This is a genomic window from Streptomyces sp. NPDC052301 (assembly GCF_044593395.1).
GTDB lineage: Bacteria > Actinomycetota > Actinomycetes > Streptomycetales > Streptomycetaceae > Streptomyces.
Map to the genome: position 1 here is coordinate 587,780 of NZ_JBIUBE010000001.1, position 26,949 is coordinate 614,728.

The following is a 26,949-nucleotide window of genomic DNA, read 5'->3' on the forward strand; positions in this document are numbered from 1 at the left end:
CCGGTGGTCACATCGGCCCACCGCTGCCGTACGGGGCGTAGAGGTCGAGGAGCCGGACGCGGGAGGCGTGCAGCCACTGGGCGACCACCCGCCCGGCCCAGGCCGCGATCGCCCGGCCGGATTCGGGATCCTCGGCGCACAGCGCGCGCACGGCGTCCGCGTCGCCCTCCCAGGCCCGCACCGGGCTCGGCGCCGAACTGCCGGACGGGGGGCGGGAAGTACCAGGACCAGCCGACGAGTTCGCCGTACCCGAGGGTCTCGACGACGGCGGAGCGGCGGCCGGGCACACGCACGTCGAGGTCGACGGAGCCGGTGCGCACGATCCAGAAGCGGTCGGCGCACCGTCCCTCCTCGAACAGGCGGGTGCCGGCCGCGAGGGACACCTCCCGGGCATGACGCATCAGGGGTTCGCGCTGCTCGGCCGGCAGGGCTGTGGTCGGGGTGGTGGCGGAGGTCATGGTGGCGGAGGTCATGGCGGCGGCTCCCCTCACGGCTTCCTGCTGCCGGCCCGTGCACGCCCGGCGCCGGCCACCACGGGCCGCCCGGACCCTGCCGGGGGCCCTTCGGCCCCGTTCTCACCGGCTCGGGCGGTCTGACGCCGGCAGCACAAGGCGTGCCGTCTCGCCCGGCCGTACGGGTATCGCACGGTCCCTGAGGCGGACGTCGATGGGTGAGCGGCCGGAGGACGGCACGGTGATCTCCATGAGGTGGCTGCGCAGCCGCAGACGGACACCCCAGTGGCCGTGGTAGCGCAGGGTGAAGCCGTAGGAGGAGAGCTCGGGGAGCGGGACGGGGTCCAGGCACAGGGCACCGTCGCGGGTCTCCAGGCCGGTCAGACCGCGCTGGACGAGGTCGAGGGTGCCGGCCATCGCGCCGAGGTGGATGCCCTCGCCGGTGGTGCCGCCCTGCAGGTCGGCGATGTCGCCGCGCAGCGCCTCCTGGACGAAGGCCCAGGCGTCGGCGCGGCGGGCGCGGGCCAGGATCCAGCCGTGGACCAGGCCGCTGAGCGTGGAGCCGTGGCTGGTGCGGTGCAGGTAGTGGTCGACGGTCGCGGTCCAGGTCCGCTCGTCCAGGTGGTGTCCCAGACGGTGGAAGAGGGAGCGCAGCTCCGGTGGCGCGAAGAGGTAGCCGAGCATCAGGACGTCGGCCTGTTTGGACGCCTTGTAGCGGTTGACGGTGTCGCCCTCGGCCTCCAGGATCCGGTCCAGGCGCCGGATGTCGCCGTACCGCTCGCGGTAGTTCTCCCAGTCCAGTTCGGCGAGGTCGCCGTAGCCCTCGAACTGGCTGATCACCCCGTCGTGGAAGGGGATGTGCAGACTGCGGGAGATCTCCTCCCAGCGGGCCGGCTCGTCGTCCTCCAGCCCGGCGCCCTCGGTGAGTTCGCGGCGGCGCGGCTCGGGCACGGCCCGCAGCAGTTCCAGGGCGCGGGCGAGCACCCAGGCGGCGGAGACGTTGGTGTACGCGTTGTCGTCCAGGCCCGGCCGCGAGGCGCCGGGGTAGGCGTCGTGGTACTCGTCCGGGCCGACCACGCCCCGGATGCGGTACCGGCCGAGGTGGTCGTCGTAACCGGCCGAGTCCGCCCAGAAGCGGGCGATGTGCAGCAGCATCTCGGCGCCCTCGCCGTGCAGGAAGTCGAGGTCGCCGGTCGCCTCCCAGTACTGCCAGATGTTGTAGGCGACCGCGGAGCCGACGTGGTGCTGGAGCCGGGAGTGGTCCGGCAGCCAGCGGCCGGAGCGGGGGTTGAGGTGCAGTTGCTGGGTCTCCTCGCGGCCGTCGCTGCCGCTCTGCCACGGGTAGAGCGCGCCGCGCCGGCCGAGGTCGCGGGCCGCGTGGCAGGCGGCGTCCAGGCGGCGGTGCCGGTAGCGCAGCAGGGCCCGGGAGACCTCGGGCAGGTGCAGGTCGAGGTAGGGCAGGACGAACAGTTCGTCCCAGAACACGTGCCCGCGGTAGGCCTCGCCGTGCAGTCCGCGCGCGGGCACGCCCACGTCGAGGTCGGCGGTGTGCGGGGAGAGGGTCTGCAGGACGTGGAAGAGGTGCAGGCGCAGGATGCTGCCCGCCTCGCCGGGCACCTCGAGTGCGGTGCGCTGCCACAGCTGCTCCCAGGCCGTGGCGTGGGCCTCGCGCAGCGCGTCGAACGCGGGTGCCGCCTGGGCACGGTCGACGGCCGCGCGCAGGGGGTCGCTGATGGCGGGGTCGTGGGAGGTGTGCAGGGCCATGGTCTTGTCGACGGTGACGGTCCGGCCGGGCGGCAGGTGCAGCCTGACGTGCTGCACGGCGCGCTGGAGTTCGTTCGCCGCCGTCACGGCTCCGTCGGCGGTGAGCCGGGCGGCCATTGCGCAGCCGATGTCGGAGGTGCGGGTACGGCAGTGCAGCCACACCGTGCCGGGCCCGGCGCTGCCGGTCTGGATCTGGGTGAGGTGGCGGCCGTCCAGGTCCCGGTAGCGGGTGACCCCGGCGTTGGTGACGCCGCCGTCGAGCGCGGCCTCGACGTCCAGGTCGAGGGTGTCGCCGTCGGCGGTGAACTCCGTGCGCAGGACGGCGAGATGACGGTCGGAGAGGTGGACGAGGCGCAGTTGCCGGACGAGGAGGGAGGTGTCGTCGCCGAGCCGGTAGCGGGTGCGGCGCTCCAGCAGGCCGGGGTCGAGGTGGAGCATCTGGTGGTGCTCGGTGACGGGGGCGGTGTCCGGTCCGAGCCAGTCGCCGCCGACCGGACGGAAGCGCAGCGGCAGCCAGTTGGGCAGGTTGACGACGTCCTCGTTCTCGACCCGGCGCCCGGCGACCTCGGAGGTGAGCCGGTTGTAGCAGCCGGCGGCGTAGGTGCCGGGGTAGTGCACCTCGTCCGCGATGCACTCGGGCAGGGCGCCCCGGGTGGCGAAGTAGCCGTTGCCCAGGGTGCACAGGGACTCGCGCAGACGTTCCTCCTCGGGCCGGTACCCGTCGTACTCCCAGGTCGGTCCCGTCACCGTCACCCCCCGGACAGCAGGCCGGTGAGGATCCGGTCGGGGGTGAGGGGCAGTTCGCGGAAGCGGATCCCGGTGGCGTGGTGGACGGCGTTGCCGAGGGCGGCGGCGGTGCCGACGATGCCGATCTCGCCGATGCCCTTGCTGCCCATGGGGTTGAGGTGGGGGTCGTCCTCGTCGATCCAGTCGGCCTCGATCGCGGGGACGTCGGCGTGGGCGGGCACGTGGTAGGAGGCGAGGTCGGCCTCGGTGAAGTCGCCGAAGGCGGGGTCCAGGGTGCTGTTCTCGGTGAGCGCCATGCCCAGGCCCATGGTCATGGCGCCGGTGAACTGGGATCGTGCGGTACGGGGGTTGAGGATGTGTCCGGCGGCGTAGATCCCGAGCAGCCGGCGGACCCGGATCTCACCGGTGACGCCGTCGACGGCGACCTCGGCGAAGTGGGCGCCGAAGGCGTGCCGGGCGTAGGGGCTGTCGGCGTCGGCCCGGCCGGCGGTGTCGGCGTGGACGGTGAGCCCGTCGGCGGGCAGCGGGCCGGTGTGCGCGGCGAGGCGGGAGGCGAGGCCGGCGCACGCGTCGTGCACGGCCCAGCCCCAGGAGGCGGTGCCGGTGGAGCCGCCGGCCAGCCACGCGGACGGCAGGTCGCTGTGCCCGATCTCGGTGCGGACCCGGTCCAGGGGTGCGCCGAGGGCGTCGGCGGCGATCTGGGCGAGGACGGTACGGGCGCCGGTGCCGATGTCGGTGGCGTTGATCCGGGCGACGAAGGTGCCGTCGGGCAGGGCGTGCGCGGACGCGGTGGCCGGGACGGCCGAGGCCGGGTAGGTGGCCGCGGCGACGCCGGTGCCGAGCAGCCACGGGCCCTCGCGGCGGGTGCCGGGACGCGGGTCGCGGCCGGCCCAGCCGAAGCGGCGGGCGCCCTCGCGCAGACACTCCACGAGGTGCCGGCTGCTGAACGGCTTCCCGTCACCCGGCTCCCGGTCGGGTTCGTTGCGCACGCGCAGCTCGATCGGGTCGATGCCGAGGGCGTCGGCGAGTTCGTCCATGGCCGATTCCAGGGCGTACATGCCGGGCGCCTCGCCGGGGGCCCGCATCCAGGACGGGGTCGGCACGTCCAGCGGGACCACCCGGTGGACGCTGAGCAGGGCGGGGGCCCGGTACATGACCCGGGAGGGCACCGCGGCCTGCTCCACGAACTCCGTCACCCGGGAGGTGTGGGTGGTCGCCTCGTGCAGCAGGGCGGTGAGCCGGCCGTCCGCGCTCGCGCCGAGGCGCAGCCGCTGCAGGGTGGGGGCGCGGTGGCCGACGGTGGTGGGCAGGTGACGGCGGGGCCAGGCCACGGTGACGGGCCGGCCGACGCGCCGGGCGGCCATGGCGGCGAGGACCACGTCGACGCGTGGGGTGCCCTTGCAGCCGAAGCCGCCGCCGACGTGCTCGGTGACGACGGTGACCCGCCCCTCGGGCATCTCGAACATCTGGGCGAGTACGGACCGGACGGTGCCGCCGCCCTGGCTGGAGGTGTACACGGTGAGCCGGTCGCCGTCCCACCGGGCGGTGCTGGTGTGCGGCTCCATGGGGTGGTTGTGCAGGGGCGGCACCCGGTACTCGGCGTCGACCCGGACCTCGGCGGATGCGAAGGCGGCCTCCGGGGCGCCCCGCTCGACGCGGCCGGGGAATCCGGCGTTGGCCTCCTCCGGCTCGTAGCACTCCGGGTGGTCCGGGGTCAGGGTGACGTCGTGGTCCTGGGTGTCGTAGCCGACGCGGACCGCGCGGGCGGCGGCGCGGGCGGTCTCCAGGGTCTCGGCGACGACCAGGGCGACGCACCAGCCCCGGTGCGGCACGTCCGGGCCCTGCAGCACGGCGAGGGTGGCGTCCTCGGGCTCGGCGAGCCGGGGCGCGTCGTCGGGGGTGAGGACGGCGAGGACGCCGGGCAGGGCGAGCGCGCCGGAGGTGTCGACGCCGGTGACCCGGCCGCGCGCGACCGCGGCGGGCACGGGCCAGGCGTGGGCGCGGCCGGGCAGGGCGTACTCGCCGGCGTAGCGGGCGGCGCCGGTGACCTTCTGCCGTCCTTCCCTGCGCTCGGCGGACGCGCCCAGGGCGGTGACCGAGGTGGTGCCGGTCATGGGGTCCTCCTGTGACGGCTCAGGCCACTGCGGGGGCCGGGGCGAGACGGTTCAGGACGTCCAGGGCGAGGTTGTGGGCGAGGGGCACCTTGAAGGCGTTGTCCCGCAGGGGCTCGGCGTGGGCGAGTTCCAGGTCCACGGCGCCCTCGAAGGCGGCCGGCGTGGCGGCGGCGCCCCGCAGGGCGTGTTCGGCGTGGCGGGCCTTCCACGGGCGGTGGGCGAGGCCGCCGAAGGCCAGTCCGACCTGCGTGACGACGCCGTCGCCGACCCGCAGCACGACGGCCACGGAGGCGAGGGCGAAGGCGTACGACGCCCGGTCCCGGGCCTTGCGGTAGGCGGACGGGACGCCGGCGACGGCGGCCGGGAGCAGCACGCCGGTGATCAGTTCGCCGGGGCGGATCTCGGTGTCGCGCTCGGGATGGTCGCCGGGCAGCCGGTGGAAGTCGGCCACCGGGACCGTCCGGGCGCCCTCGGTGCCGTACAGCTCGACCTGGGCGCCGAGGGCGGCCAGCGCGACGGCCATGTCGGACGGGTTGGTGGCGATGCACTGCGCGGAGTGGCCGAGGACGGCGTGGTCGCGGTGGACGCCGTCCCGGGCACCGCAGCCGCTGCCGGGCTCCCGTTTGTTGCAGGGTTTGTCCAGGTCCTGGAAGTAGGGGCAGCGGGTGCGCTGGAGCAGGTTGCCGCCGGTGGTGGCGGCGTTGCGCAGCTGCCCGGAGGCGCCCGCGAGGAGCGCCTGTGACAGCACCGGGTAACGGTCGCGGACCCGGGGGTCGGCGGCGAGGTCGCTGTTGCGGACGGTGGCGCCGACCCGCAGCCCGCCGTCGGACAGTTCCTCGACGGTGTCGAGAGGCAGCCGGCCGACGTCGATGAGGACGCCGGGGCGCTCCACGCCGAGCTTCATCAGGTCGACGAGGTTGGTGCCGCCGGCCAGGTAGCGGGCGCCGGGGTGGGCCGCGCAGGCCTCGACGGCCTCCTGGACGCTGCCGGGCCTGAGGTATCCGAAGCCGTTCACCGGATCACGTCCTCCACCGCCTCGACGATGCGCGGATAGGCGCCGCAGCGGCACAGGTTGCCGCTCATGCGCTCCCGGATCTCGGTGCCGTCCAGCGGGACGGGCCGGCCGGAGGGGGCCGCGGGGTCGGTGACGTGCGAGGGGTGGCCGGCCTCGGCCTCGGCGATCATGCCCACGGCGGAGCAGATCTGCCCCGGGGTGCAGTAGCCGCACTGGAAGGCGTCCCGGTCGAGGAAGGCCCGCTGCAGCGGGTGCGGCTGCTCGCCGTCGCCGGCCAGGCCCTCGACGGTGGTGACCTCGCTGCCGTCGAGAGTGACGGCGAGCAGCAGGCAGCCGTTGACGCGGCGCCCGTCGACCAGGACGGTGCAGGCGCCGCACTGACCGTGGTCGCAGCCCTTCTTGGACCCGGTGAGGCCGAGATCCTCCCGGAGCAGGTCCAGCAGGACGCGCCGGTGATCGATGTGCAGGGTGTGGGGTTTGCCGTTGACCCGGAGGGTGATCTCCGAGCCGGCCGGAAGCTGGTTCTCGCTGGTCATGGCCGAGGTGACCTTTCGGACGGGCCCTGGGTGCCGCCCGTACCGGGTGTCCAGCCGGCGGATCCTCACACGTCTCAGCTGTCCGCCGCGCCGGCCTCGGCCATCTTGTCGGTGACGTCCGCGGTGTCCCCGGCGGGCGGGGCGGCGACCTCCGCCTGGGTGCCGTAGTCCGAGAAGCGCAGCACGGTGGTGCTCGTGACGGCGGTGTTCTCTCGCCCCGGCGTCTTCCCCTTCAGCGGGTGGAGGGTGAGCCGGACGCTCTCCTGCCGCAGCCGGCCCTGCCCGTCCAGCCACAGGTCGACCGGGAGGGAGGACTTCCCGAGTTCGCGGCGCAGCTGCTGTTCCCGCGCGGAGTCGCCCTGGGACAGCGCGGAGACGGGAACTGACACCCGGTAGTGCGTGGTGGGCGTGGAGCCCAGGGTCTGCCGCCCGAGGCGGGTGACGTCCTCGGCGCCGACGTCCTTGAGGTAGCGCAGGGGCTCGGCCGGGTCGCTCACCCGGGACTGCGCCGCCGATCCCTTCGCGGCGAGCCGCCTGAGGTCGATCTTCATCCAGGTCTTGCCGCCGGGGACGGCGCCGCGCTGCTCGCCCGAGGGCTTCTGGTACACCACGCCGTCCAGGACGCGCTGCTCGACCGTGCTGCCCTGCGAGGTCAGCGTGACCCGGCTGGCGCCGTCCTTCAGGTCGGCGACGCCGCTGCCGTGCGCGGTGACGGCCCGGCCTTCGGCGTCGGCCCTGCTGGTGACGGTCATCTTCGCGGTGTCCGCGGCCACCGTCTTGCGGTAGGCGTCCTGGACGGCCCGGACGGGCGGGGTCGCGCTCGGCTTGCCCTGCGCCTCCCCGCCCGCCCTGGTGCCGTCCTCGCTGCCGCAGCCGGTCAGCCCGGCGGCGAGCACGAGGACGGCGGCGGCACTGGCGATCCGGACGTTCGACACGGTGAGAGCCTCCTGGCAAGTCGGACCGTTCTACGGGTTCCTGGCCCCATGCCGGTTTCCCACTGCCGCGCCCCTCACGCCCGTCCGGTCACGGATAGCGGACCAGATTCGCCACGTTGGAACCGGAGTTGGACGGTCCTCCCGTGGTGTTGACGACATGCCTGATGGTGCCGGTGCCGCCGAGGGAGACGGTCACCATGCTGGTGAAGCGGACGTCCGGGTTGTCCGGCACCTCGAAGGCGTGGTCGGCGGTGACGCTCGGGTCGACGTCGAAGTAGCAGTAGCTGCCGAGGCCGTACGCCTGGTGGCTGGTGACCGAGTCGGCGACCTTGTACGCCGGGTAGCCCTTCGCGGAGCCGTTCGTCCAGGCGGCCTGGTTCGGCGGGTCGTACGGCATCTCGTTCTGGAAGAAGTAGGTACGGCCGCCGTTGCCGTTCCAGATCACCTGGTCCTTCTGGAAGTGCTCGACGAACAGGCCGTACATCGTCACGTCGTCGCCGTTGACCACGAGCCCGGTGTCGGCGGTGTTGCTGGTCCAGCCGACTCCGCTGCCGTGGTCGGCGCGCCAGATCCACATGTGGTCGCCGACGACGTTCCCGCTGTTGACGACGAGGCTGGTGGCCGCCTTGCCGACGCCCGCGCCGCCGACGCGGAAGTAGACGTCGTGCAGGGAGGTCGGGTCGGCCGCGTGGGAGGCGGTGGAGCCGGCCGGCCCGACCTCGAGCAGGGTCTTCGAGCTGGTGGTGCCGGCGTCGAAGAGCAGGCCCGCGATCTTGACGCCGTCGACGTCGGCGACGCTCATCGCGGTGATGCCGTTGTCCGGGACGAAGGTGGCGAGGCCGAGGCCGAGGACGACCGTGTCGGGGCGGGTGACCTTCAGGGTCTGGTCGAGGTGGTAGACGCCGGGGGTGACGAGCAGGTTCTGCCCGGCGGCGAGGGCCGTGTTGATCTGGGCGGCGGTGGCGCCCGGCTTGACGACGTAGAACCGGCTCAGCGGCAGCGAGGTGCCGGCGGGGCTGCCGCTCGCCCAGCTGGTGGCCGTGGAGCCGGTGCGCACGGAGGGCACGAACACCTGGTAGGCGCCGGATCCGTCGACGTACAGGAACGGCTTCTCACGGGTGACCGGGCTCTGCGCGACCGTGGTGTACGGCGGGTGGGGGAAGCTGGTGGCGGGCACGCCCTGGCTGCCGACGAAGACCATGTTCCAGTTGGAGCCGGTCCAGCCGCCCAGCTGGGAGTTGCGGGTGAGCCACTGCTGCTGGGTACCGGAGGCGACCTGTCCGTCGATCTTGCTGTCGGCCAGGTAACCGCCGGAGGACCAGCCGCCGTCGTCCAGGGCGAGGCTGCCGCGCAGATGCATCCGGCGGTACGGCGCGGCCTGGGAGACGGCCCAGCGGTCGGCGCCGTTCGTGGGGTTGACGGAGAGGTTCTCGGCGCCGCGCCAGAAGTTCTGGGTGGCGTTGCCCTGGAACCAGTCGGCCTCGGCGTGCACGGCTCCGTCGATCGAGACGGCGTCCGGGGTGAGGCCCAGGCCGAGGACCTGGGTGTAGAAGCCGACGTTGACGTCCGCGCTGTAGGCGCCGGGCTTGAAGAGGACGGCGTAGCGCTGGGAGCCGAACTGGTTGGTCTCCTGCTGCTTGAAGACGGCGTCCAGCTTGCTCTGGATGGTGGCGGACGACATCGACGGGTCGAAGACGACCACGTTGGCCCCGAGGTCGGGATTGCTGCCCGACTGGTTCACGGGGACCACCTGGAAGCGCTGGGCCGCGGTGCCGTTGCAGGTGTACTGCACGAACCGCACGCCGTCGGCGGTGGAGGCGCCGGGGTCGTCCAGGCACTTGCCGCTGTTCTTGTTGACGAAGTGGTAGGCGCCGCCGCCGTCGTCCACGGCCCTCCACTGCTGGTTGGCGCCGCCGCCGTAACTCCACAGCTGGACGGGTGCGTTGTCGGCGGTGGAGACGTCGGTGACGTCCAGGACCTGGCCGGTGTCGTGGGCGTTGCCGACGCGGACGTATCCGTTGCCTGTGTCGGTGAGGCTCCACTGCTGGGCCGTGGTGCCGTTGCACGCGTACTGCTGCACGACGGTGCCGTCGGCGGTGGCGGCGGCCTTGGCGTCCAGGCACTTGCCGCTCGCGGCGTTGACGAGGGTGGCGAAGCCGGTGGGCAGCGCGGCGGCCCCGGCGGCGGCGCGGGCGGGTGTCGCGGTGCCGAGGGGCGCCGGCGCGGCGGTGAGCAGGGCCGCGGCCGCTGCGCCGGCCACCCCGAGGACCATCGACCTGCGACGGGAGAGGGAAATCACGGGTTCTCCTGGTGGGGGGTCAGCCGGTGTACGCGGCGAGGACGCGCGTGTAGTCCCAGTCGGACTGGGCGACGCCGGAGCAGCTGTCGGCGGGGCCGCCGGTGCACGGCCGGTCGCGGTTGGCGGACCAGAAGGTGAGCCGGGCCAGGTGGTGCGCCTGCGCGTAGGCGAGGATGGTCCGGAAGTCGTTCACCGTGACGGTCTCGTTGTTGTCGGTGACGCCGTTCATCGACGAGATGCCCATGTCCCGGTACGCCTGGTCGTCGCTGTAGTGGTAGGCGTTCTTCAGCGCGTTCTTCAGGCCCTCGGCGGCCTGCGTGGTGAGGTTGCCCATGTTCTGGCCGGCGCCGCCGAAGTCGAACGGCATGATGGTCCAGGCGTCGACGGTCAGCCCGGAGGAGGCGGCCCGGTCGATCAGGCTGGTGTCGGGGCCGGACTGCCCGGTGCCCTGGGTGATGTACACCTTCAGGCCGGGGTTGTTCGCCTTCACGGTCTTCAGCGCGTCCACGGTCCGCTGCTGCACGGTGCCGCTGCTGTAGGCGTCGGCCTCGATGTCGATGTCGATCGCCTTGAGCCCGTAGGCGTCGACGACCTTCTGGTAGGCCGCCGCCAGCTCGCCCGCGCTGGAGCATGAGCTCTCCAGCTTGTTGCCGCTGTAGCCGCCGAAGGACGGGATGACGTCACCGCCGCCCGCCCGCACGGTGTTGACGGTCTGCTGGTCGACGCCGCCGGTCAGGGGGCGGCTGCCGTCCCACTGCGGGTTGCAGTAGCCGTTGCTGAGCACGAAGGCGAGGGTGAACCACTTCACGCCGGTGGCCTGGGTGATGGTGCTGGGGCTGGGCGGGCTGCCCCAGCCGTTGTAGAGGTACGGCGCGACGGCCATGGGCGCGGACGGGGTGGTGCCGCCGCCGCTCGCCGGCGCGTTCCACTTCTGGTTGGCGCCGCCGCTGCAGCTCCAGATCTGGGTCCGGGTGCCGTTGGCGGAGTTGTTGTCGGTGACGTCCAGGCACTTGTCCGCCTGCGGGTTGACGATGTCGTGGGCGGCGGTGACGGTCCACTTCTGGTTGGCGCCGCCGGTACAGGACCACAGCTGCACCTTCGCCCCGTCGGCGGTCGAATTTCCGGTGACGTCAAGGCACTTGCCGAGGGCCCGGATGGTGCCGTCGCTGCCGACGGTCCACTGCTGGGCGTTCGTGCCGTTGCAGTCGTAGAGCTGGACGGCGGTGCCGTCGGCGGAGTTGGCACCGGCGACGTCGAGGCACTTGCCGGCCAGGCCGGTGATGGTGCCGGTGGCTGCCTGGGCGGGGGAAGCGGTGAGCAGTCCGGCCGAGAGCCCGAGAACGGCGAGCGAGACTGCGACGGGGAGAGGTCTGGCCATGTGCGGGCGGCCTTTCGCGTGGGGGGCGTCCCAACGCCCGTGAACGGTGTGGGGGTTGGGGTGTCCGCAGGCTTTGTTTAAGGCGTGAAGCTAAAGGTCCGGACCAGTGGAGTCAAGGGGTGCGACAGCAACTCGGCGTCTCTGCGCGGGGCGTGGGGCGAAGCTGGAGCGTGATCGCCCATGACCGGGAGGCCCGGGAGTACGACGCGTCACGGGGCGGGGAAGCCCGGGCGCGGGCGGCCGAGGACGCCCTCGAGCGGCTGCTGCCGCAGGGGGCCGGCACGGTGCCGGACCTCGCCCGCGGGACCGCCATCGTGACCAGGAGGCTGCTGCGACAGGGACGGACCGTGCTCGGCGTGGACCGTTCGGAAGGGATGCTGCGGCTCGCGGCCCGGCGCGTGCCCCGCGGTGTGCCGCGCGGGGACGCGACCCGGCTTGCCGCCGGCGACGGGCGGCGTGGACGCGGTGGTGATCGTCCGGGTGCTCCACCTGCTGCCGGAGCCGGCCGCCGTACCGGCCGAGGCGGCCCGGGTGCTGCGGCCCGACGGAGTGCTCGTCACCACGGTCGGCAAGGACGACGCGTACTTCGTGCCGGACAGCGGCATCGCCCGGGTCACGGCCGCCGTGCGGGGGCGGTACCGGCCCCGGTTCCCGGACGGCCGTGCGCGGGTGCTGGAGGAAGCGGCAGGGCTGGGGCTGCGGGCGGCCGGCGAGACCGTGTTCCCGGGCGCCGGACAGGGCCGCGGCCCGCGCCGCCGGCGGGAGGTCATCGGCTCGGGTCGGATTCCGTGGTGCGCGCACGCCGGGCCCGCGCGACTGAGCGAACCGCGCCGGCGCCTCGCGCCCCTGCCCGAGCAGGACCGGCCACGCCCGGACCCCCTGTACCGGCTGCTCGGGCTGGAGAGGACGCGGTGACCGGTCGGGCCGACGACACCTCGGCCGGCACCACCCCCGCCCCCCTGGACGGCCCGCCCCGCGCACCGGGTCCGGCCGAGCACCCGACCGCCGCCCCCGGAGGACTCCGTGACCGCTCAGACCAGCGGCCCTTCCGCCCCCACCGGCTCCGCCGCCTCGGCCTCCCGCTCCGCGCACCGGGTCCGGCCCAGCACCCGACCGCCGCCCCCGGATGTCCCGCGGACCGACCCCCACACACCCGGCCCGCCCAGGTGACCGCACAGACCCAGCCCCCCGACGACCACCGCTCCCACCCACCACACCCCCGACCAGGCCCCGCCCAGCACCCGACCGCCGCCCCCGGAGGACTCCGTGACCGCTCAGACCAGCGGCACTTCCGCCCCCACCGGCTCCGCCGCCTCGGCGTCCCGCTCCGCGAACTGGGTCCGGTACAGCTCGGCATAGCGCCCGTCCGCCGTCAGCAGCTCCTCGTGCGTGCCGTGCTCCACGATCCGGCCCGCCTCCACGACCAGGATCCGGTCGGCGGCGCGGACCGTGGACAGGCGATGGGCGATGACCACGGCGGTGCGGCCCTCCAGGGCCTCGGTGAGCGCCTCCTGCACGGCCGCCTCCGAGGTGTTGTCCAGGTGGGCGGTGGCCTCGTCCAGGATCACCACGCGCTGGCGTGCCAGCAGCAGGCGGGCGATGGTCATGCGCTGGCGCTCACCGCCGGAGAGCCGGTAGCCCCGCTCGCCGACGACCGTGTCCAGCCCGTCGGGCAGCGACCTTACGACCGCGGCGAGACGGGCCCGCTCCAGGGAGTCCCACAGCTCCTCGTCCGTCGCGTCCGGGCGGGCCAGCAGCAGGTTGGCACGGACGGTGTCGTGGAAGAGATGGCCGTCCTGGGTGACCATGCCGAGGGTGGCGCGCAGGGAGGCGGCGGTCAGGTCACGGACGTCGGCCCCGCCGATCCGGACGGCGCCCGCGTCGACGTCGTACAGGCGCGGCAGCAGCTGGGCGATGGTGGACTTACCGGCGCCGGACGAGCCGACCAGAGCGACGGTCTGTCCGGGTTCGGCCCGGAAGGAGATGCCGCGCAGGACCTCGGTGCCGCCGCGGGTGTCGAGCGTGGCGACCTCCTCCAGGGAGGCGAGGGAGACCTGGTCGGCGGCGGGGTAGGAGAAGCGGACGTCGTCGAACTCGACGGCGACCGGGCCCTCGGGGACCTCGACGGCGTCCGGCTTCTCCTCGATCAGCGGCTTCAGGTCCAGCACCTCGAAGACCCGCTCGAAGCTGACGAGGGCGCTCATCACCTCGACCCGGGCCCCGGCGAGCGCGGTCAGCGGGGCGTACAGCCGGGTCAGCAGCAGGGCGAGGGAGACGATCGCGCCCGCCTGCAGGGTGCCGCGCAGCGCGAACCAGCCGCCGAGGCCGTAGACGAGAGCGAGCGCGAGGGCGGAGACCAGGGTGAGGGAGGTGATGAAGACCGACTGGGCGGTCGCCGTGCGCACCCCGATGTCCCGGACCCGGGCGGCGCGGGCCGCGAACTCCGCCGACTCCTCCTCCGGGCGGCCGAACAGCTTGATCAGGGTGGCGCCGGGGGCCGAGAACCGCTCGGTCATGCGGGTGCCCATGGCCGCGTTCAGCGCCGCCGCCTCCCGCTGCATCCGCGCCATCCGGCTTCCCATGCGGCGGGCGGGCAGGACGAACACCGGCAGCAGCACCAGCGCGAGCAGGGTGATCTGCCAGGACAGGGTGAGCATCACGGCGAGGGTGAGCAGCAGCGTGACCAGGTTGCTGACCACGCCGGAGAGGGTGTTGGCGAAGGCCCGCTGGGCGCCGATCACGTCGTTGTTGAGACGGCTGACCAGCGCTCCCGTACGCGTCCGTGTGAAGAACGCGACGGGCATGCGCTGCACATGATCGAACACAGCCGTTCTGAGGTCGAGGATGAGTCCCTCCCCGAGCGTCGCCGACAGGCGCCGGCCGAGGATGCCGAGCCCCGCCTCCACGAGCGCGACGAGCGCGATGAGCAGCGAGAGCCGTACCACCCGGCCGGAGTCGTGCCCCGCCACGATCGCGTCGACGACGCGGCCGGCGAGCACGGGGGTCGCGACGGCGAGCAGGGCGGTCACCACCCCGAGCAGTACGAACCGGACGATGCCCGCGCGGTGCGGGCGGGCGAAGGCGGCGATGCGGCGCAGTGTGGCGCGGGCGAGGGGACGGCGGTCCGCCTGCGCGTTCATCACGCTGTGCAGCTGCGTCCATGCGGTGGTCTCCATGCTCATGGAAGAGAACGTAGAACCTCAAGCTTCGTTGAGGTCAAGGTCCGCGCCTTTTCACCCGCACCGGCGTCCCCCGACCGGAAGGCCTCGATGACCCCAGCCTGTAAGCCGCCGTCCCCGCTGCTGCCACCTGCCGTTGACGCGGCACGGAGAACCTCTGCGGATGTGACTGCCGTCCCGCTTCCCCCGCTCCCCCGGGGACGACTCCCCCGTCGCGTCCCCGTCCGGCAGGTGCTGTGCCTGCTCCCGCTCCTGCTGGTCGCCGTGGCCGCCGTGCGGCACCGCTCGGTGCTGGCCGAGGGCTTCGGCCAGCTGCGCGCCGCCTCCTTGCCCTGGCTGCTCGCCGCGGCCGGCGCGACCTGCCTGACCTGGGTGGCCGCCGCGTTCACCCGGCAGGGAGCGGTGGTGCAGCCGCTGCCGAAGGGGCGGCTGCTGGCCACCCAGTTCGCGGCGGCCGCGGCCAACCACCTGCTGCCGACCGGGCTCGGCGCGAGCGCCGTGAACCTGCGCTTCATGACCGTGTGCGGGGTGCCGCTCGCCCGTTCCTCGGCCGCGCTCGCCCTGTACCTGATGGCCGAGTGCGTGGGCCGGCTCGGACTGCTGGCCGCCCTGCTGGTCGCCTTCCCGGACGCGCTGCGGCTCGGGCCGCTGCTGCCGGCCGGTGCGACGGTCCCGCTGCTGCTCGGCGCCGCCGGCCTGCCGGCCGTGGCGGTGGCCGCGCTGGCGCTCGTACGACGGCTGCGTGCCCGGGTGTACGCGTTCGCGCGGGACGCCCTCGGTGAGGCCCGGTCGGTGCACACCCGCCCGGCCCGGGCCCTGGCGCTGTGGGGCGGCTCGCTGGCCTTCCCGGCGCTCCAGGCGGCGGGGCTGGCCGCGGTCGGGCAGGCGCTGAGCCTGCCGGTGCCGCCCGCGTACATGGCGCTGGCGTACCTCGCGGCGACGGCCGCCGTGGCCCTGGTGCCCACGCCGGGCGGGCTGGGGTCGGTGGAGGCGGCGCTGATCGTGGCGCTGGTCGCGGTGGGCGGTCCGGCCGCGGTGGCCACGGCGGTGGTGCTGGCGTACCGGATCATCACCGTGTGGGCGCCGCTCGTGCCGGGGGCGCTGACGCTGGGGGCGCTGGTGCGGCTGAAGGTCATCTGAGGCAGAGTGGCCCTCTCGAGCCGCAGCAGCGAGAAGGGGGTCCGAAGTGCCGGTCCGCGTGGAGCGTGACGCACACGTCAGCACGGTCGTCCTGTCCCGTCCCGAGGCCCGCAACGCCGTGGACGGTCCCACGGCCGCCGAACTCGCCGCCGCTTTCCGGGAGTTCGAGGCGGACGACGACGCCCGGGTGGCCGTGCTGTGGGGTGAGGGCGGTACGTTCTGCGCGGGTGCCGATCTGAAGGCGATCGGCACCGGACGCGGCAACCGCGTCACGCAGGACGGCGACGGCCCCATGGGCCCGACCCGGATGCGGCTGTCCAAGCCGGTGATCGCGGCGGTGGCCGGTCACGCGGTCGCGGGCGGCCTGGAACTCGCCCTCTGGTGCGATCTGCGGGTCGCCGAGGAGGACGCCGTGTTCGGGGTGTTCTGCCGCCGCTGGGGCGTACCCCTGATCGACGGCGGGACCGTACGGCTGCCCCGGCTGATCGGCACCGGCCGGGCGATGGATCTGATCCTGACCGGCCGCCCGGTGCCGGCCCGCGAGGCGTACGAGATCGGGCTCGCGAACCGCCTGGTGCCCCCGGGACGCGCCCGCGCCGAGGCCGAGGCGCTCGCCGCGCAGATCGCCCGCTTTCCGCAGGACTGTCTGCGCAGCGACCGTGCGTCCGTCCTGGAGCAGGAGGGACTGGCGGAGGAGGAGGCGCTGCGCGGTGAACTCCGCCACGGTACGGGTGTGCTGGCGCAGAGCGCGGAGGGCGCCGCCCGCTTCGCGTCGGGTGCCGGTCGCCACGGCTCCTTCACCGGCCTGTGAGCCGCCGTTCCTTCGGCCGGCCGCGGTTCCGTCCGCCCGATCCCCGGCACCGCGCCGGGTGTTGTTCAATGACCGGATGACTCCCGACACCCGGATTCCCGCCATACCCGTACGCGGCGGCGGTCTGCGACTGCGCCGGTGGAACGCCGCCGACGAGAACGATGTCGAGACCTTCCTCCGCGGCTGCTCCGACCCGGAGTTCCAGCGCTGGAACACCCCGCTGCGCCCGATCGCCGATCTCGCGGACGCCCGCGCCGCCGTGCGGAGCAAGGCCGAGGGGGCCGAGGCCGGGACCGGGGCGGCGTTCTGCGTGGAGGACCCGGACACCGGCACGGCGCTGGGGCACATCGGCGTCAGCCGGATCGACCGCGGCATGCGGTCGGCCTGCGTCGGCTACTGGATACTGCCCGAGGCACGCGGCAAGGGCGTCGCGACCCGCGCTCTCGCCCTGGCCGCCCGCTGGGTCTTCGCCGACCTGCGCCTGCACCGCCTCGAACTCGACCACGCCGTCGGCCACGAGGCGTCGTGCAAGGTCGCCGAGCGGTGCGGTTTCCGCTACGAGGGGACGCTGCGCGGCGCGATGTGGGAGGCGGGCCGCCGGGACGCGTTCCGCGACTGCCACCTCCACGCCCGCCTCGCGACGGACCCTGAGCCCCGGTGAGGAGTCGGCGCGCGCCGTCCCGGGCAGTGCGTTTGTTCAGCGGGTCCCGACGCGTACCGTCCCGCCCTCCGGGTCGACGAGGTGGTGCCAGCGGGCGCTGAGGATCAGGGGGCGGTGCGGCCGGGCGGTGCCGGGGCCGAGGCGTTCGCGGTGCAGGAGGCGTCCGTCCTGGCGGACGTGGAGCACCGGGTCGGCCAGCGGGGCGGCGGTCCGCAGGACGTAGCGGGCGGGCCGGGCGGCCGGGACGAGGCGGTTCGGGGTGATCCAGCGCAGCGGCGCCTCGACGGTGAGCGGGACCCCGGGGTCCGGCCAGGGGGCACCCGCCAGGAAGTCCAGGACGGCCTCGGCCGCGAGCGCGCCCTCGTGCGCGGCCGTGCCCGCACGTTCCACGGCGTGCAGGAGGTTGCCCGCGGCGAGGATTCCGGGGCGCGAGGTGCGCAGGGAGCCGTCGACGGCGGGACCGCGGGTGCCGGGGTCCAGGACGAGGCCGCCGCGACGGGCCAGTTCGTGCTCGGGGACGAAGTCGCCGGTGAACACGACGGTGTCGCAGGGCAGTACGGCCGTACGCCCGTCGCGGTGGCGGACGCGTACGCCGGACAGGCGCCCGCGGCCGAGGAGTTCGGCGACGGCGGTCTCGGTCAGCAGGGGGACGCCGTGGCGCAGCAGGGCCGACCGGGCCCGGGCCCGGCTCGTCCGGGCGCGCGGGTGTTCCGTGACGAGGGCGACGACCTCGGTGCCGGCCGCGCGCAGGGTGCCGGCCGCCGCGTACGACACGTCCTCGGCACCCACCACGACCGCGCGGGCCCCGATGTACTGACCGAACAGGTGCACCGCCTGCTGGAGTTCGCCCGTGGTCCAGACACCCGCGGGCCGGGTCCCGGGCACCAGCCGGGCCGTGCGGGGGCGCTCGCGGGCCCCGGTGGCCAGGACCACCGCCCGTGCCTCGATCACCTCCGGGCCACCGGGACCGGTGGTGTGCAGGACGGGCCCCGTGGGCGCCCAGTCCAGCACCGACACCCCGGTCCGCAGGGCGGCACCGGCCAGCTCGGCGGCCTGCGTCAGCCGGCGGGCGTACCGGGGGCCGGTCAGGGGGCGGATCCGGGTGCCGAAGCCGCCGTGCGCGCAGTGCCGGGGGACTCCCCCGGGCTGTTCCTCCCGCTCCAGCACCTCCACCCGGCCGGCACCGGCGGCGGCCACCCGGGCGGCAGCGGCGAGTCCCGCGGGACCGGCACCGACCACGAGGACGTCGACACGCCGCGGGGCCGCGGTGAACGGCACGATCCCGTTCACGGTGGCCGGCACGGCGTCGCCCGCCACGGCCCGCACGCCGTCGGCCCCCGTGTCCCGCGCGCCGTCCCCCCTCGGGCCGCGCGCGTCTGCCCCGTCGGGCCCCGTCCCGGGCCCGTCGTCGCTCACCGGCCCCCGCACCCCCTCACTCGTCACGGCCCGTCCCTCCGCACCGCACTCCCCGTCCCCCGCTCGAACAGCTCCCGCACCGCCGCCCCGCAGTAGAAGCCCTGGCAGCGGCCCGCCCGGGCCCGGGTGCGGCGGCGCAGGCCCTCCAGGGAGCGGGGCGGGACCGGGCCGGCGAGGGCGTCGCGGATCTCCCCGCGGGAGACGCGCTCGCAGTGGCAGACGAGGATGCCGTACTCCGGGTCGGCGGCGACGAGTTCGGGCCGCAGGCAGGGGCGCGGGGAGCCCTCGCCGAGGTCGGGCATCGCCACCGGTTCCAGGTCGCGTGCCGGTCCGAGGTCGAGGCCGGTGCCGGCCAGCAGGCCGGTGACGTGGGCGGCGATGGCCAGGGAGGCGGTCAGTCCGGTGGAGCGGATGCCGCCGACGGTGACGTACGCCTGCCCGGGGTGGGCGGCGATGCGGTAGTCCTCCTCCCCGGTGGCCGCGCGCAGCCCGGCGTAGACGGCGGTGACCTCCTCGTCGAGCAGGGCGGGCAGGATGCGCCGGCCCTTGTCCCGCAGCAGGGCCAGGCCGTCGGCGGTGGACTCGGTGGCCCGCTTGTCGGACAGGTCCTCGGCGGTGGGCCCGAGCAGCACCTTGCCGTGGACGGTGGGCGCGACGAGGACGCCCTTGCCGAGGGCGGTCGGCACGGGCAGGAGGATGTGCCGGACGAGCGCCCGGGCGAACGTGTCGTACACGAGGAGCTGGCCGCGGCGCGGGGTGACGGTGAAGTCCTCGTGGCCGAGGAGTCGGTCGAGGGTGTCGGCGTGCAGTCCGGCCGCATTGACCAGATGGCGGGCGCGCAGGAGGCCGCGCGAGGTGTGCAGGAGGTGCCCGTCCGCGCGCTCCAGCCGCCGCACGGCGGTGTTCAGGTGCAGGTCGACTCCGGCACGGACGGCCTGGGTGGCGTAGGCGAGGGTGGTGGTCCAGGGGCAGATGACGCTCTCGCCGGGGACGTGCAGGGCGCCGAGCGCGCCCGGGCCGAGGTGCGGTTCGCGGGCGTACAGCTCGTCGGGGCCGAGCAGCCGGGTCTCGGCGTACGCGTTGCCCTCGGCCTTCTCGGCCAGCCGGGGCAGGGCGGTCAGCTGCTCCTCGTCCCAGGCGACCAGCAGGGCGCCGGTCCGCTCGACGGGGATGCCGGACTCGGCCGCGTAGGCGCCGAGCAGCTCGTACCCCTCGCGGACCAGGCGGGCCTCCAGCGTGCCGGGGGTGGCGTCGAAACCGGTGTGCAGAATGGCGGTGTTGGCCTTGGAGGTGCCCTGGCCGACGTCGTCCTGGGCCTCGACGAGGGCGACGCGCAGCCGGGGCCGGCGGGCGAGTTCGCGGGCGAGGGCGCAGCCGACGACGCCGGCGCCGACGATCGCCACGTCGTACCAGGCCGTGGGCAGCGGCCCCTGAGCCGTGACCGTCATGTGTCGAGCAGGGCGGCGACGGCGGCGCGGAAGCCGGCGCGGCGTTCTGCGGCCAGGTCGGCCGGGATGCGGGGCTCGTACACGGCGGCGGGCCTGAAGTCGGGCAGGGCGTCGTCCACGCTCAGGGCGGGGTCCGCGCCGAGCCGGGCGAGGGCGGCGGCGCCGAGCGCGGTGGCGTCGGGCAGGCCGGACACCTCGACGGGGCGCTGCAGCAGGTCGGCCTGGGTCTGCATGAGGAGCGCGGAGCGGGTGAGGCCGCCGTCGACCCGGAGCGTGCGCAGCGGGCCGCCGAGGTCGCCGGCGGCCGCCTCGGCGAGTTCGGCGACCTGGGCGGCGATGCCCTCGCACAGGGCGCGCACCACGTGGCCCGGGGTGGTGTCGAGTCCGAGTCCGGTGAGGGAGCCGCGCACGTCGCCGCGCCACCAGGGGGCGGCGAGCCCGGCCAGGGCGGGGACGAAGGTGACACCGCCGCTGTCGGGGACGCTCCCGCCGACCGGGTCGAGGTCGGCGGCCGAGGAGATGACGCCCATGCCGGTGAGCCAGCGGACGGCGGAGGCGGCCGTGTAGACCTGCCCGTCGAGGCAGTAGCTGGTCCGTCCGGCGAGCCGCCAGGCGACACAGCCGACCAGGCCGGAGGTGCCGCGCCGGGGACGGTCGCCGGTGTGTGCGAGCAGGAACGCGCCGGTGCCGTAGGTGCACTTGGCGGCGCCGGGCCCGGTGACCCGCTGGGCGAGGAGGGCGGCCTGCTGGTCGACGATCAGACCGGTGAGCGGTATCTCGGGGCCGAACGCCGTGGTGGTGCCGACCGGCCCGGCGGTGTCGGTCACCTCGGGGAGGCGTTCGCCTGCCAGGCCGTACAGGTCGAGCGCGCGCGGGGACCAGGTGACCCGGTCCAGGTCGAGCAGCTGGGTGCGGCCGGCGGTGGCGGCGTCGGTGACGAAGGCGCCGGTGAGGCGGTGCACCAGCCAGGCGTCGGAGGTGGTGACGACGCCCTCCCGGGTGCGGTGGCGGCGGATCCAGGCCTGTTTGGGCGCGGCGAAGTACGGGTCGAGGGGCAGCCCGGTCAGCTGTCGCAACTCCTCGGCATGTTCGGCGAGTTCGGCGCAGACGGTCTCGGCGCGCCGGTCCTGCCAGACCAGGGCGTCGGTCAGCGGGCGGCCGGTGGCCGGGTCCCAGGCGAGGACGGTCTCCCCCTGGTTGGCGAGGCCCAGCGCCACGACGTCCGTACCGGCCTCGGCGAGCGCCTGCCGGCCGGCGTCGACGACCGAGTCGTACAGCTCGGCGGGGTCCACCTCGACCAGGCCGCCGGCCAGGTACCGGGGGCGCACCTCGGCGAAGCCCGAGCCGAGGACGCCGCGCTCCGGGCAGACGACCAGGGCCTTGGTGCCGGACGTGCCCTGGTCCACGGCGAGCACCGGACCCGTCATCGTGTCTTCCCCCACTCCGCCCCGGAGATCACCGCGTCAGCCTGCCGTCGCGCCGTGCCCGGCGTCAAGCGGCGGACCGGCCGTCAACGTGCCGACTCAACAGTTGAGTTGGCAACAATGGTGAGGGCGGAACCTCCCCCTCTATAGTGACCGCCGACTGCGTGGACACGCCAAACCCCGCCCACAGGAGGGCTGTTGCTACCTCACCCCGCCGGCTCGCTTGTGTGCCCGTGGCCCGGGGCGGCCGGCTGATGGCCAGAGACGGAGCACGCCCCTCCTACGACCCCGCCGGACCCGACCACGCCCTGCGCGCCGCGCTCCAGGACTTGCGCACCGGCCGCTGGATGGCCATGCGCGCCCTGCTCGCGGACACCGCCGAGGGCTGGCAGTGGACCCGGCGCACCCAGGTCCTCGCGGCGGCGGCCGCCGGCACCGACGTGGTGCGGGCCTGGCTCGCGGAGGAACCGGGCAGCGTCCACGCGGCGGTGATGCACGCCCGGGTCTGCGTCGAGCGGGCGCTACGGGCCCAGCGCGAACGGCACCGCCGCACGCACGAGTTGTGGATCGAGGCCTGGGACGCGGCCCAGTCCGCCACCCGGACCGCCCCGCACGACCCGGTGCCCTGGGTGTGCCTGCTGGCGCTGGCCCAGCTGGACCCCGGACAGAGCTGGGAGGAGCACCGGGCGGCCGCACCCGAGCCGATGCTGCCGCCGGGCCCCTGGGGGCTGCTGGCCGAGGCCGGCAAGCGCGACCCGTACAGCCGCGAGGCCCACCACCGGATGCTGCAGTTCCTGTACGTGCGCGGCGGCTCGGGCCGGCTCGCGGAGGCCTCCGCCTACGCCCAGTGGGCCGCCGCGCAGGCCCCGCCCGGCTCGGCGCTGCACCTGCTGCCGCTGTACGTCCGCGTGGAGCGCTACCGGCGCGCCAGCGGGCACGACGCGGCACTGGACCTGCACTGGGTGGCGGAGGACGCGACCCGCGAGGCGCACCGGGCGCTGCTCTCCTGGTTCGAGCACACCGCACCCGCCGAGCGTGCGCTGCCGGACCTCAACCACCTGGCCCACGCCCTGTGGGGCTCGCTCCGGTTCCCGGACGCGGCCCGGGTGTTCGACGCGATCGGGCCGTACTACACGCCGCCGCCCTGGATGTACCGCACCCCGCAGCGCGACCGGGGTGTGGAGGTGTTCCTGCAGGCCCGGGACCGCTGCCGGGCCGCCGCCGACGGCTCACGCTCCTGAACGTCCCCCGTTCTCCCGCCCCTTGATCCCCGGAGGTCCCGCATGCCCCGCATCCCCGATCCCGCGCCCTCCCCCGGCCTGCCACCGCAGGACGAGGAGCAGCGCCTGCGCGAGCTCGGCTACCGGCCGGTGCTCGCCCGCCGCATGGGCGGCTTCGGCAACTTCGCGATCAGCTTCTCGGTGATCTCGATCCTGTCCGGCTGCATGACCCTGTACGGCTTCGGCCTGAACACCGGCGGGCCCGCCGTGATGCTGTGGGGCTGGGCCGGGGTCGGCCTGTTCGTGCTGTGCGTCGGTCTCGCACTCGCCGAGGTCACCAGCGCCTACCCGACCTCCGGCGCCCTGTACTACATGGCCGACCGGCTCGGCGGCCGGCGCTGGGGCTGGTACACGGGCTGGCTGAACCTGCTCGGCCTGCTCGGCGCGATCGCCGGCATCGACTACGGCGCCGCCCTGTTCACCGGCGCCTTCGCCAACCTGCAGTGGGGCTTCACGCCGACGCCCGGCAGGACCATGCTGATCTTCTGCGCCATCCTGCTGCTGCACGCGGTGCTGAACCTGTTCGGCGTGCGCCTGGTCAGCGTGCTCAACTCGGTCAGCGTGTGGTGGCATCTCGCCGGCGTCGCGCTCATCGTCGGCGCGCTCGCCGTCGTCCCCGACCACCACCGGTCGGCATCCTTCGTCTTCACGAAGTTCGTCGACGAGACCGGCTGGCACAACCCGCTGTACGTGGCGGCGATCGGACTGCTGCTCGCGCAGTACACCTTCTCCGGCTACGACGCCTCCGCCCACCTGTCCGAGGAGACCTCGCAGGCGTCGCTCTCCGCGGCCCGCGGCATCGTCCGCTCCATCTGGGTCTCCTGGCTCGCGGGCTTCGTGCTGCTGGCCGGGCTGACCTTCGCCATCCAGGACTACGACGCCACCCGCACCACCGCCACCGGCGTGCCGCCCGCGCAGATCCTGCTCGACGGCCTCGGCACCGACGGGGCGAGCGCGCTGCTCCTCGTCGTGATCATCGCCCAGCTGTTCTGCGGCAACGCCGAGGTCGCCGCGGCCAGCCGGATGGTGTTCGCGTTCAGCCGGGACGGCGCGCTGCCCGGCTCGCACCTGTGGCGGAAGGTGAGCGTCCGCACCCAGACGCCGGTCGCCGCGGTCTGGCTGGCCGTCGTGGTGGCCTGTCTCCTCGCCCTGCCGTCGCTGTACTCGGCGACGGCGTACAACGCGGTGACCGCCATCAACGTCATCGGCATCACCCCGGCCTACGCCATCCCCGTACTGCTGCGGCTGCGCGCCGGCGACCGGTTCCGGCCCGGCCCCTGGCATCTGGGCCGCTGGAGCAAGCCGATCGGCTGGATCGCGGTCGTGTGGGTGGCGTGCGTGACGGTCCTGTTCTGCCTGCCGCAGGCCTCGCCGGTCACCGTCGACACGATGAACTACGCGTCGGTGGCGCTCGCCGTGGTACTGGTCCTCGCCAGCGTCTGGTGGTACGTCGCCCGCCGTTCGTACGGCACCCCGACCACGGCCGCCTACGGCAGCGACCGTGACCAGGCCGAACTCGCCGAGGGCATCGTCTGAGCGGGGTGCCCGCGACACCGGTCCCGGTACGGGCGGCCGCCCCGGATACGGCAGGATGAACGAACGCGCCGGTCACCGGAGTTCCGGAGCCGGCGCGCTCGCACATCCCGCACATCGAGCAGGTGACAACGTGACACAACTGCACATCCGTCGAGGCACGTACCCCTCCGGAGGTGACCGGTGAACCGCGCGCTGACCCTGGACGACCTCGTACTCGCCGGAATCGCCCTGGCGGCGGGCCTGCTGCTCGCCTTCCTGTCCCGCACCCTGCTGCGCTGGCTCGCCAAGCACGCCAAGCGGACCCGCTGGAGCGGGGACGACGTCATCGTGGACGCGCTGCGCTCGGTCGTGCCGTGGGCGGCGATCGCGGGCGGCGCGGCGTCCGCGGCGATCGTGCTGCCCCTGACCCGGACGGTGCAGCACCACACCGACCAGATCCTCGAGGTGTGGCTGATCGGCGTGGTGACGCTGTCCGCGGCCCGGGTGATCGCCGGCCTGGTCCGCACGGTCACCCAGTCACGCTCGGGCGTGGCAGGCTCGGCGACCATCTTCGTCAACATCACCCGGGTCCTGGTGCTGGCGCTCGGCTTCCTGGTGGTGCTGCAGACGCTCGGCATCTCCATAGCGCCCCTGCTCACCGCCCTCGGCGTCGGCGGCCTCGCCGTGGCACTCGCCCTGCAGGACACGCTCGCCAATCTCTTCGCGGGCATCCACATCCTCGCCTCCAAGACCGTGCAGCCCGGCGACTACATCCGGCTGGGCAGCGGCGAGGAGGGTTATGTGGTGGACATCAACTGGCGGCAGACGACGGTCCGCCAGCTGTCCAACAACCTGGTGGTCATCCCCAACGGCCAGCTCGCCAAGGCCAACATGACCAACTACACGCATCCCGAGCAGCGGTTGACGGTGCTGGTGCAGGTCGGGGTCGGCTACGACGCGGACCTGGAGCACGTGGAGCGGGTGACGGCCCAGGTCGTCTCGGAGGTGATGCGGGAGGTCGAGGGCGCCGTCCCCGACCACGAGCCCGCCATCCGCTTCCACACCTTCGGCGACTCCCGGATCGGGTTCACGGTGATCCTCGGCGTGGGCGAGTTCAGCGACCAGTACCGGATCAAGCACGAGTTCATCAAGCGCCTGCACCGCCGCTACCGCGAGGAGGGCATCCGGATCCCGGCCCCCACCCGGACGGTGGCGCTTCAGCAGGGGGCGGTGGTGATACCGCAGCAGCGCAGCGCGGAGGAGGAGGTGCCGGGGACCGCGCCGGTCGACCAGCACGGCCACTGACCGGCCGGGCCCGGCCGGTCAGGGAGCGGGGGCGCGGGGGCGGGCGGGTACGGCGCTCAGCGATGCGCTCGGCACGTGCGATGCGGGTCCGCGTGGGCGGCGGGGCGTCCGTGGTGTGCCGGACGTGGGTGCGGCGCTTCCTCGGCGAGCGGCGGCAAACGCCTCGGCTGCCGCACCGGCCCGCCCCGGCGCTCCGCTTGCCGGCCCGCCCGCCCGGGACTGTCGGCCGAGGAGCGAGTTCGAAGGCGTACGTCCCGCCCTGCCGGGTCGGTCCCGCGCGTCCCGGCCGACGGACCCCCGGCGAGGACGGAACGGGCGGTGGCATCGCCGCCTTCGGCCCGCCGCGGGACATCGGTCGCGGCCCGGACGCGCGACTCCGCTTCCGGGCCGCCTGGAAGGGCGGTGCGGACGTCGGCGAGAGCAATCCGCGAGGCGGGCACCGGCCGTGACCGAAACGGGGCCCACGGGGCCGTCCGGTGGGGCTCCGGGGGCCGACGTCGCCGCCGGCCCGAAGCCGGTCAGGCCGAAGCGCGGGGCGCCCCGCCGGTCGCCGGTCCCGGTGGGCTCTGGACGGACTCGTCCCCCTGGACCACGCAGAGGGCCCAGATGATGAACCCGGACAGGGCGATCATCACCACCGACCACACGGGGTAGTACGGCAGCGAGAGGAAGTTGGCGATGATCACCAGCCCGGCGACGCCCACACCGGCGACACGCGCCCACATCGACGGCTGGAACAGACCGAAGCTGACGAGCACGGCCAACGCGCCCAGCACCAGATGGATCCATCCCCAGGTCGTCAGGTCGAACTTGAACACGTAGTTGGGTGTCGTGACGAAGACGGCGTCCTGGGCGATCGCCATGATGCCCCGGAACACGCCGAGCAGCCCCGCAAGCAACAGCATGACGCCCGCGAAGGCCGTCAGGCCGCCCGCCCATGCCTGCTTGGCGCCGCCCGTGTGGGCGCGGGTGGAGTGTGTCGTGGCCATGCGAGGACCTCGATTCGTGTCGGTGGACGCGGTTCAGCGACCGGTGGAGGTGGGCACGTCGGCGGAGCGCCCGGCCGGGCCGGTCTCGCTGAGGACCAGCTCCTTCGCCCGGCGGAACTCGTCGTCGGTGATCTCGCCGCGCGAACGCATGGCGGAGAGCTTGGCGAGCTCGTCGGCGCTGCTCGTCCTGGCCGGAGCGCCCTGCGCGGTCTGCCGGACGTAGGAGTCGAAGGCCTCCTGCCGGGCACGCGCCTCCGCCATCTCCCGCTTCCCCATGCCCTTGCCGCGGGCGATCAGGTAGACGAAGACGCCCAGGAACGGCAGCACGATCACGAAGAGCGTCCAGCCGGCCTTGCCCCAGCCGCTCATCCCGTCGTCGCGGAAGATGTCGACGATGCACCGGAACAACAGGACGAACCACATGATCCACAGGAAGAACACCAGCATGGACCAGAAGACACCCAGCACGGGGTAGTCGTACGCGAGGTAGGTCTGCGCGCTCATGTCACACCTCCGTCGAGCGGCGGGCCGTCGGATGCGC

Annotated in this window: 20 protein-coding genes and 1 pseudogene; 7 read left to right on the forward strand and 14 right to left on the reverse strand. The window is 74.2% G+C overall.

Features of this window, described 5'->3' with window-relative positions:
• Window positions 1-7: 7 nt before the first annotated feature.
• The 8 genes and pseudogenes from ACIHEJ_RS02420 to ACIHEJ_RS02455 all read right to left on the reverse strand — a co-directional run bounded on the left by ACIHEJ_RS02420 (window position 8) and on the right by ACIHEJ_RS02455 (window position 11,240).
• A pseudogene (locus ACIHEJ_RS02420) lies at window positions 8-458 on the reverse strand (cyclic nucleotide-binding domain-containing protein).
• Between the two features lie 117 nt (window positions 459-575).
• Window positions 576-2,969, reverse strand: a complete 2,394-nt coding sequence (locus ACIHEJ_RS02425; RefSeq protein WP_400131381.1) for a glycoside hydrolase family 65 protein — start codon at window positions 2,967-2,969, stop codon at window positions 576-578.
• Window positions 2,966-5,077: a xanthine dehydrogenase family protein molybdopterin-binding subunit gene (locus tag ACIHEJ_RS02430; RefSeq protein ID WP_400131382.1), complete on the reverse strand. Its 2,112-nt coding sequence runs from the start codon at window positions 5,075-5,077 to the stop codon at window positions 2,966-2,968. The genes ACIHEJ_RS02425 and ACIHEJ_RS02430 overlap by 4 nt, the downstream gene beginning before the upstream one ends.
• A 19-nt stretch (window positions 5,078-5,096) precedes the next feature.
• A complete protein-coding gene (locus ACIHEJ_RS02435; protein WP_400131383.1) occupies window positions 5,097-6,092 on the reverse strand; it encodes an FAD binding domain-containing protein in 996 nt (331 codons plus the stop codon).
• Window positions 6,089-6,628 carry a (2Fe-2S)-binding protein gene (locus ACIHEJ_RS02440; protein WP_400131384.1) on the reverse strand — a complete coding sequence of 180 codons (540 nt, stop codon included), beginning with the start codon at window positions 6,626-6,628 and terminating at the stop codon, window positions 6,089-6,091. Before ACIHEJ_RS02440 ends, ACIHEJ_RS02435 begins: the two co-directional genes overlap by 4 nt.
• Window positions 6,629-6,702: 74 nt before the next feature.
• A complete protein-coding gene (locus tag ACIHEJ_RS02445; RefSeq protein ID WP_400131385.1) occupies window positions 6,703-7,563 on the reverse strand; it encodes a hypothetical protein in 861 nt (286 codons plus the stop codon).
• An 88-nt stretch (window positions 7,564-7,651) separates the two neighbouring features.
• The gene (locus tag ACIHEJ_RS02450) at window positions 7,652-9,835 is read right to left on the reverse strand and encodes an RICIN domain-containing protein (RefSeq protein ID WP_400131794.1); all 2,184 of its coding nucleotides are present in this window, start codon (window positions 9,833-9,835) and stop codon (window positions 7,652-7,654) included.
• A 46-nt stretch (window positions 9,836-9,881) separates the two neighbouring features.
• A complete protein-coding gene (locus tag ACIHEJ_RS02455; protein WP_400131386.1) occupies window positions 9,882-11,240 on the reverse strand; it encodes a lectin in 1,359 nt (452 codons plus the stop codon).
• Window positions 11,241-11,675: 435 nt separating this feature from the next.
• On the opposite strand from ACIHEJ_RS02455, the gene ACIHEJ_RS02460 reads away from it, so the two are divergent.
• Window positions 11,676-12,155, forward strand: a complete 480-nt coding sequence (locus ACIHEJ_RS02460) for a methyltransferase domain-containing protein (protein WP_400131387.1) — start codon at window positions 11,676-11,678, stop codon at window positions 12,153-12,155.
• Between the two features lie 359 nt (window positions 12,156-12,514).
• Here the strand turns inward: ACIHEJ_RS02460 and ACIHEJ_RS02465 are convergent, their stop codons facing one another.
• Window positions 12,515-14,416 carry an ABC transporter ATP-binding protein gene (locus tag ACIHEJ_RS02465; protein ID WP_400131796.1) on the reverse strand — a complete coding sequence of 634 codons (1,902 nt, stop codon included), beginning with the start codon at window positions 14,414-14,416 and terminating at the stop codon, window positions 12,515-12,517.
• Between the two features lie 168 nt (window positions 14,417-14,584).
• On the opposite strand from ACIHEJ_RS02465, the gene ACIHEJ_RS02470 reads away from it, so the two are divergent.
• From ACIHEJ_RS02470 to ACIHEJ_RS02480, 3 genes are all read left to right on the forward strand, one after another.
• Window positions 14,585-15,559 carry a YbhN family protein gene (locus ACIHEJ_RS02470; protein WP_400131388.1) on the forward strand — a complete coding sequence of 325 codons (975 nt, stop codon included), beginning with the start codon at window positions 14,585-14,587 and terminating at the stop codon, window positions 15,557-15,559.
• A 46-nt stretch (window positions 15,560-15,605) separates the two neighbouring features.
• A complete protein-coding gene (locus tag ACIHEJ_RS02475) occupies window positions 15,606-16,370 on the forward strand; it encodes a crotonase/enoyl-CoA hydratase family protein (protein WP_400131389.1) in 765 nt (254 codons plus the stop codon).
• Between the two features lie 76 nt (window positions 16,371-16,446).
• On the forward strand, window positions 16,447-17,031 hold the full coding sequence (locus ACIHEJ_RS02480) for a GNAT family N-acetyltransferase (protein ID WP_400131390.1): 585 nt from the start codon (window positions 16,447-16,449) through the stop codon (window positions 17,029-17,031).
• 36 nt (window positions 17,032-17,067) lie between these two features.
• Here ACIHEJ_RS02480 and ACIHEJ_RS02485 read toward each other — a convergent pair whose 3' ends face one another.
• The 3 genes from ACIHEJ_RS02485 to ACIHEJ_RS02495 all read right to left on the reverse strand — a co-directional run bounded on the left by ACIHEJ_RS02485 (window position 17,068) and on the right by ACIHEJ_RS02495 (window position 21,322).
• Window positions 17,068-18,312 carry an NAD(P)/FAD-dependent oxidoreductase gene (locus tag ACIHEJ_RS02485; RefSeq protein WP_400131798.1) on the reverse strand — a complete coding sequence of 415 codons (1,245 nt, stop codon included), beginning with the start codon at window positions 18,310-18,312 and terminating at the stop codon, window positions 17,068-17,070.
• A 158-nt stretch (window positions 18,313-18,470) separates the two neighbouring features.
• Window positions 18,471-19,895 carry an FAD-dependent oxidoreductase gene (locus ACIHEJ_RS02490; RefSeq protein ID WP_400131391.1) on the reverse strand — a complete coding sequence of 475 codons (1,425 nt, stop codon included), beginning with the start codon at window positions 19,893-19,895 and terminating at the stop codon, window positions 18,471-18,473.
• The gene (locus ACIHEJ_RS02495) at window positions 19,892-21,322 is read right to left on the reverse strand and encodes an FGGY family carbohydrate kinase (RefSeq protein WP_400131392.1); all 1,431 of its coding nucleotides are present in this window, start codon (window positions 21,320-21,322) and stop codon (window positions 19,892-19,894) included. Before ACIHEJ_RS02495 ends, ACIHEJ_RS02490 begins: the two co-directional genes overlap by 4 nt.
• A gap of 251 nt (window positions 21,323-21,573) precedes the next feature.
• Between ACIHEJ_RS02495 and ACIHEJ_RS02500 the strand changes: the two genes are divergently transcribed.
• The 3 genes from ACIHEJ_RS02500 (at window position 21,574) to ACIHEJ_RS02510 (ending at window position 25,419) form a co-directional block, all read left to right on the forward strand.
• A complete protein-coding gene (locus tag ACIHEJ_RS02500) occupies window positions 21,574-22,560 on the forward strand; it encodes a hypothetical protein (protein WP_400131393.1) in 987 nt (328 codons plus the stop codon).
• 42 nt (window positions 22,561-22,602) lie between these two features.
• Window positions 22,603-24,135: an amino acid permease gene (locus ACIHEJ_RS02505; RefSeq protein ID WP_400131394.1), complete on the forward strand. Its 1,533-nt coding sequence runs from the start codon at window positions 22,603-22,605 to the stop codon at window positions 24,133-24,135.
• Between the two features lie 180 nt (window positions 24,136-24,315).
• Complete coding sequence (locus tag ACIHEJ_RS02510) at window positions 24,316-25,419, forward strand: mechanosensitive ion channel family protein (protein WP_400131395.1); 1,104 nt, start codon at window positions 24,316-24,318, stop codon at window positions 25,417-25,419.
• A gap of 518 nt (window positions 25,420-25,937) precedes the next feature.
• Here the strand turns inward: ACIHEJ_RS02510 and ACIHEJ_RS02515 are convergent.
• Together ACIHEJ_RS02515 and ACIHEJ_RS02520 are read right to left on the reverse strand one after the other, a co-directional pair.
• Window positions 25,938-26,408 (reverse strand): hypothetical protein, encoded by a 471-nt coding sequence (locus tag ACIHEJ_RS02515; protein ID WP_400131396.1) that lies wholly within the window; start codon window positions 26,406-26,408, stop codon window positions 25,938-25,940.
• 33 nt (window positions 26,409-26,441) lie between these two features.
• A complete protein-coding gene (locus tag ACIHEJ_RS02520) occupies window positions 26,442-26,912 on the reverse strand; it encodes an SHOCT domain-containing protein (protein WP_400131397.1) in 471 nt (156 codons plus the stop codon).
• Window positions 26,913-26,949 lie beyond the last annotated feature (37 nt).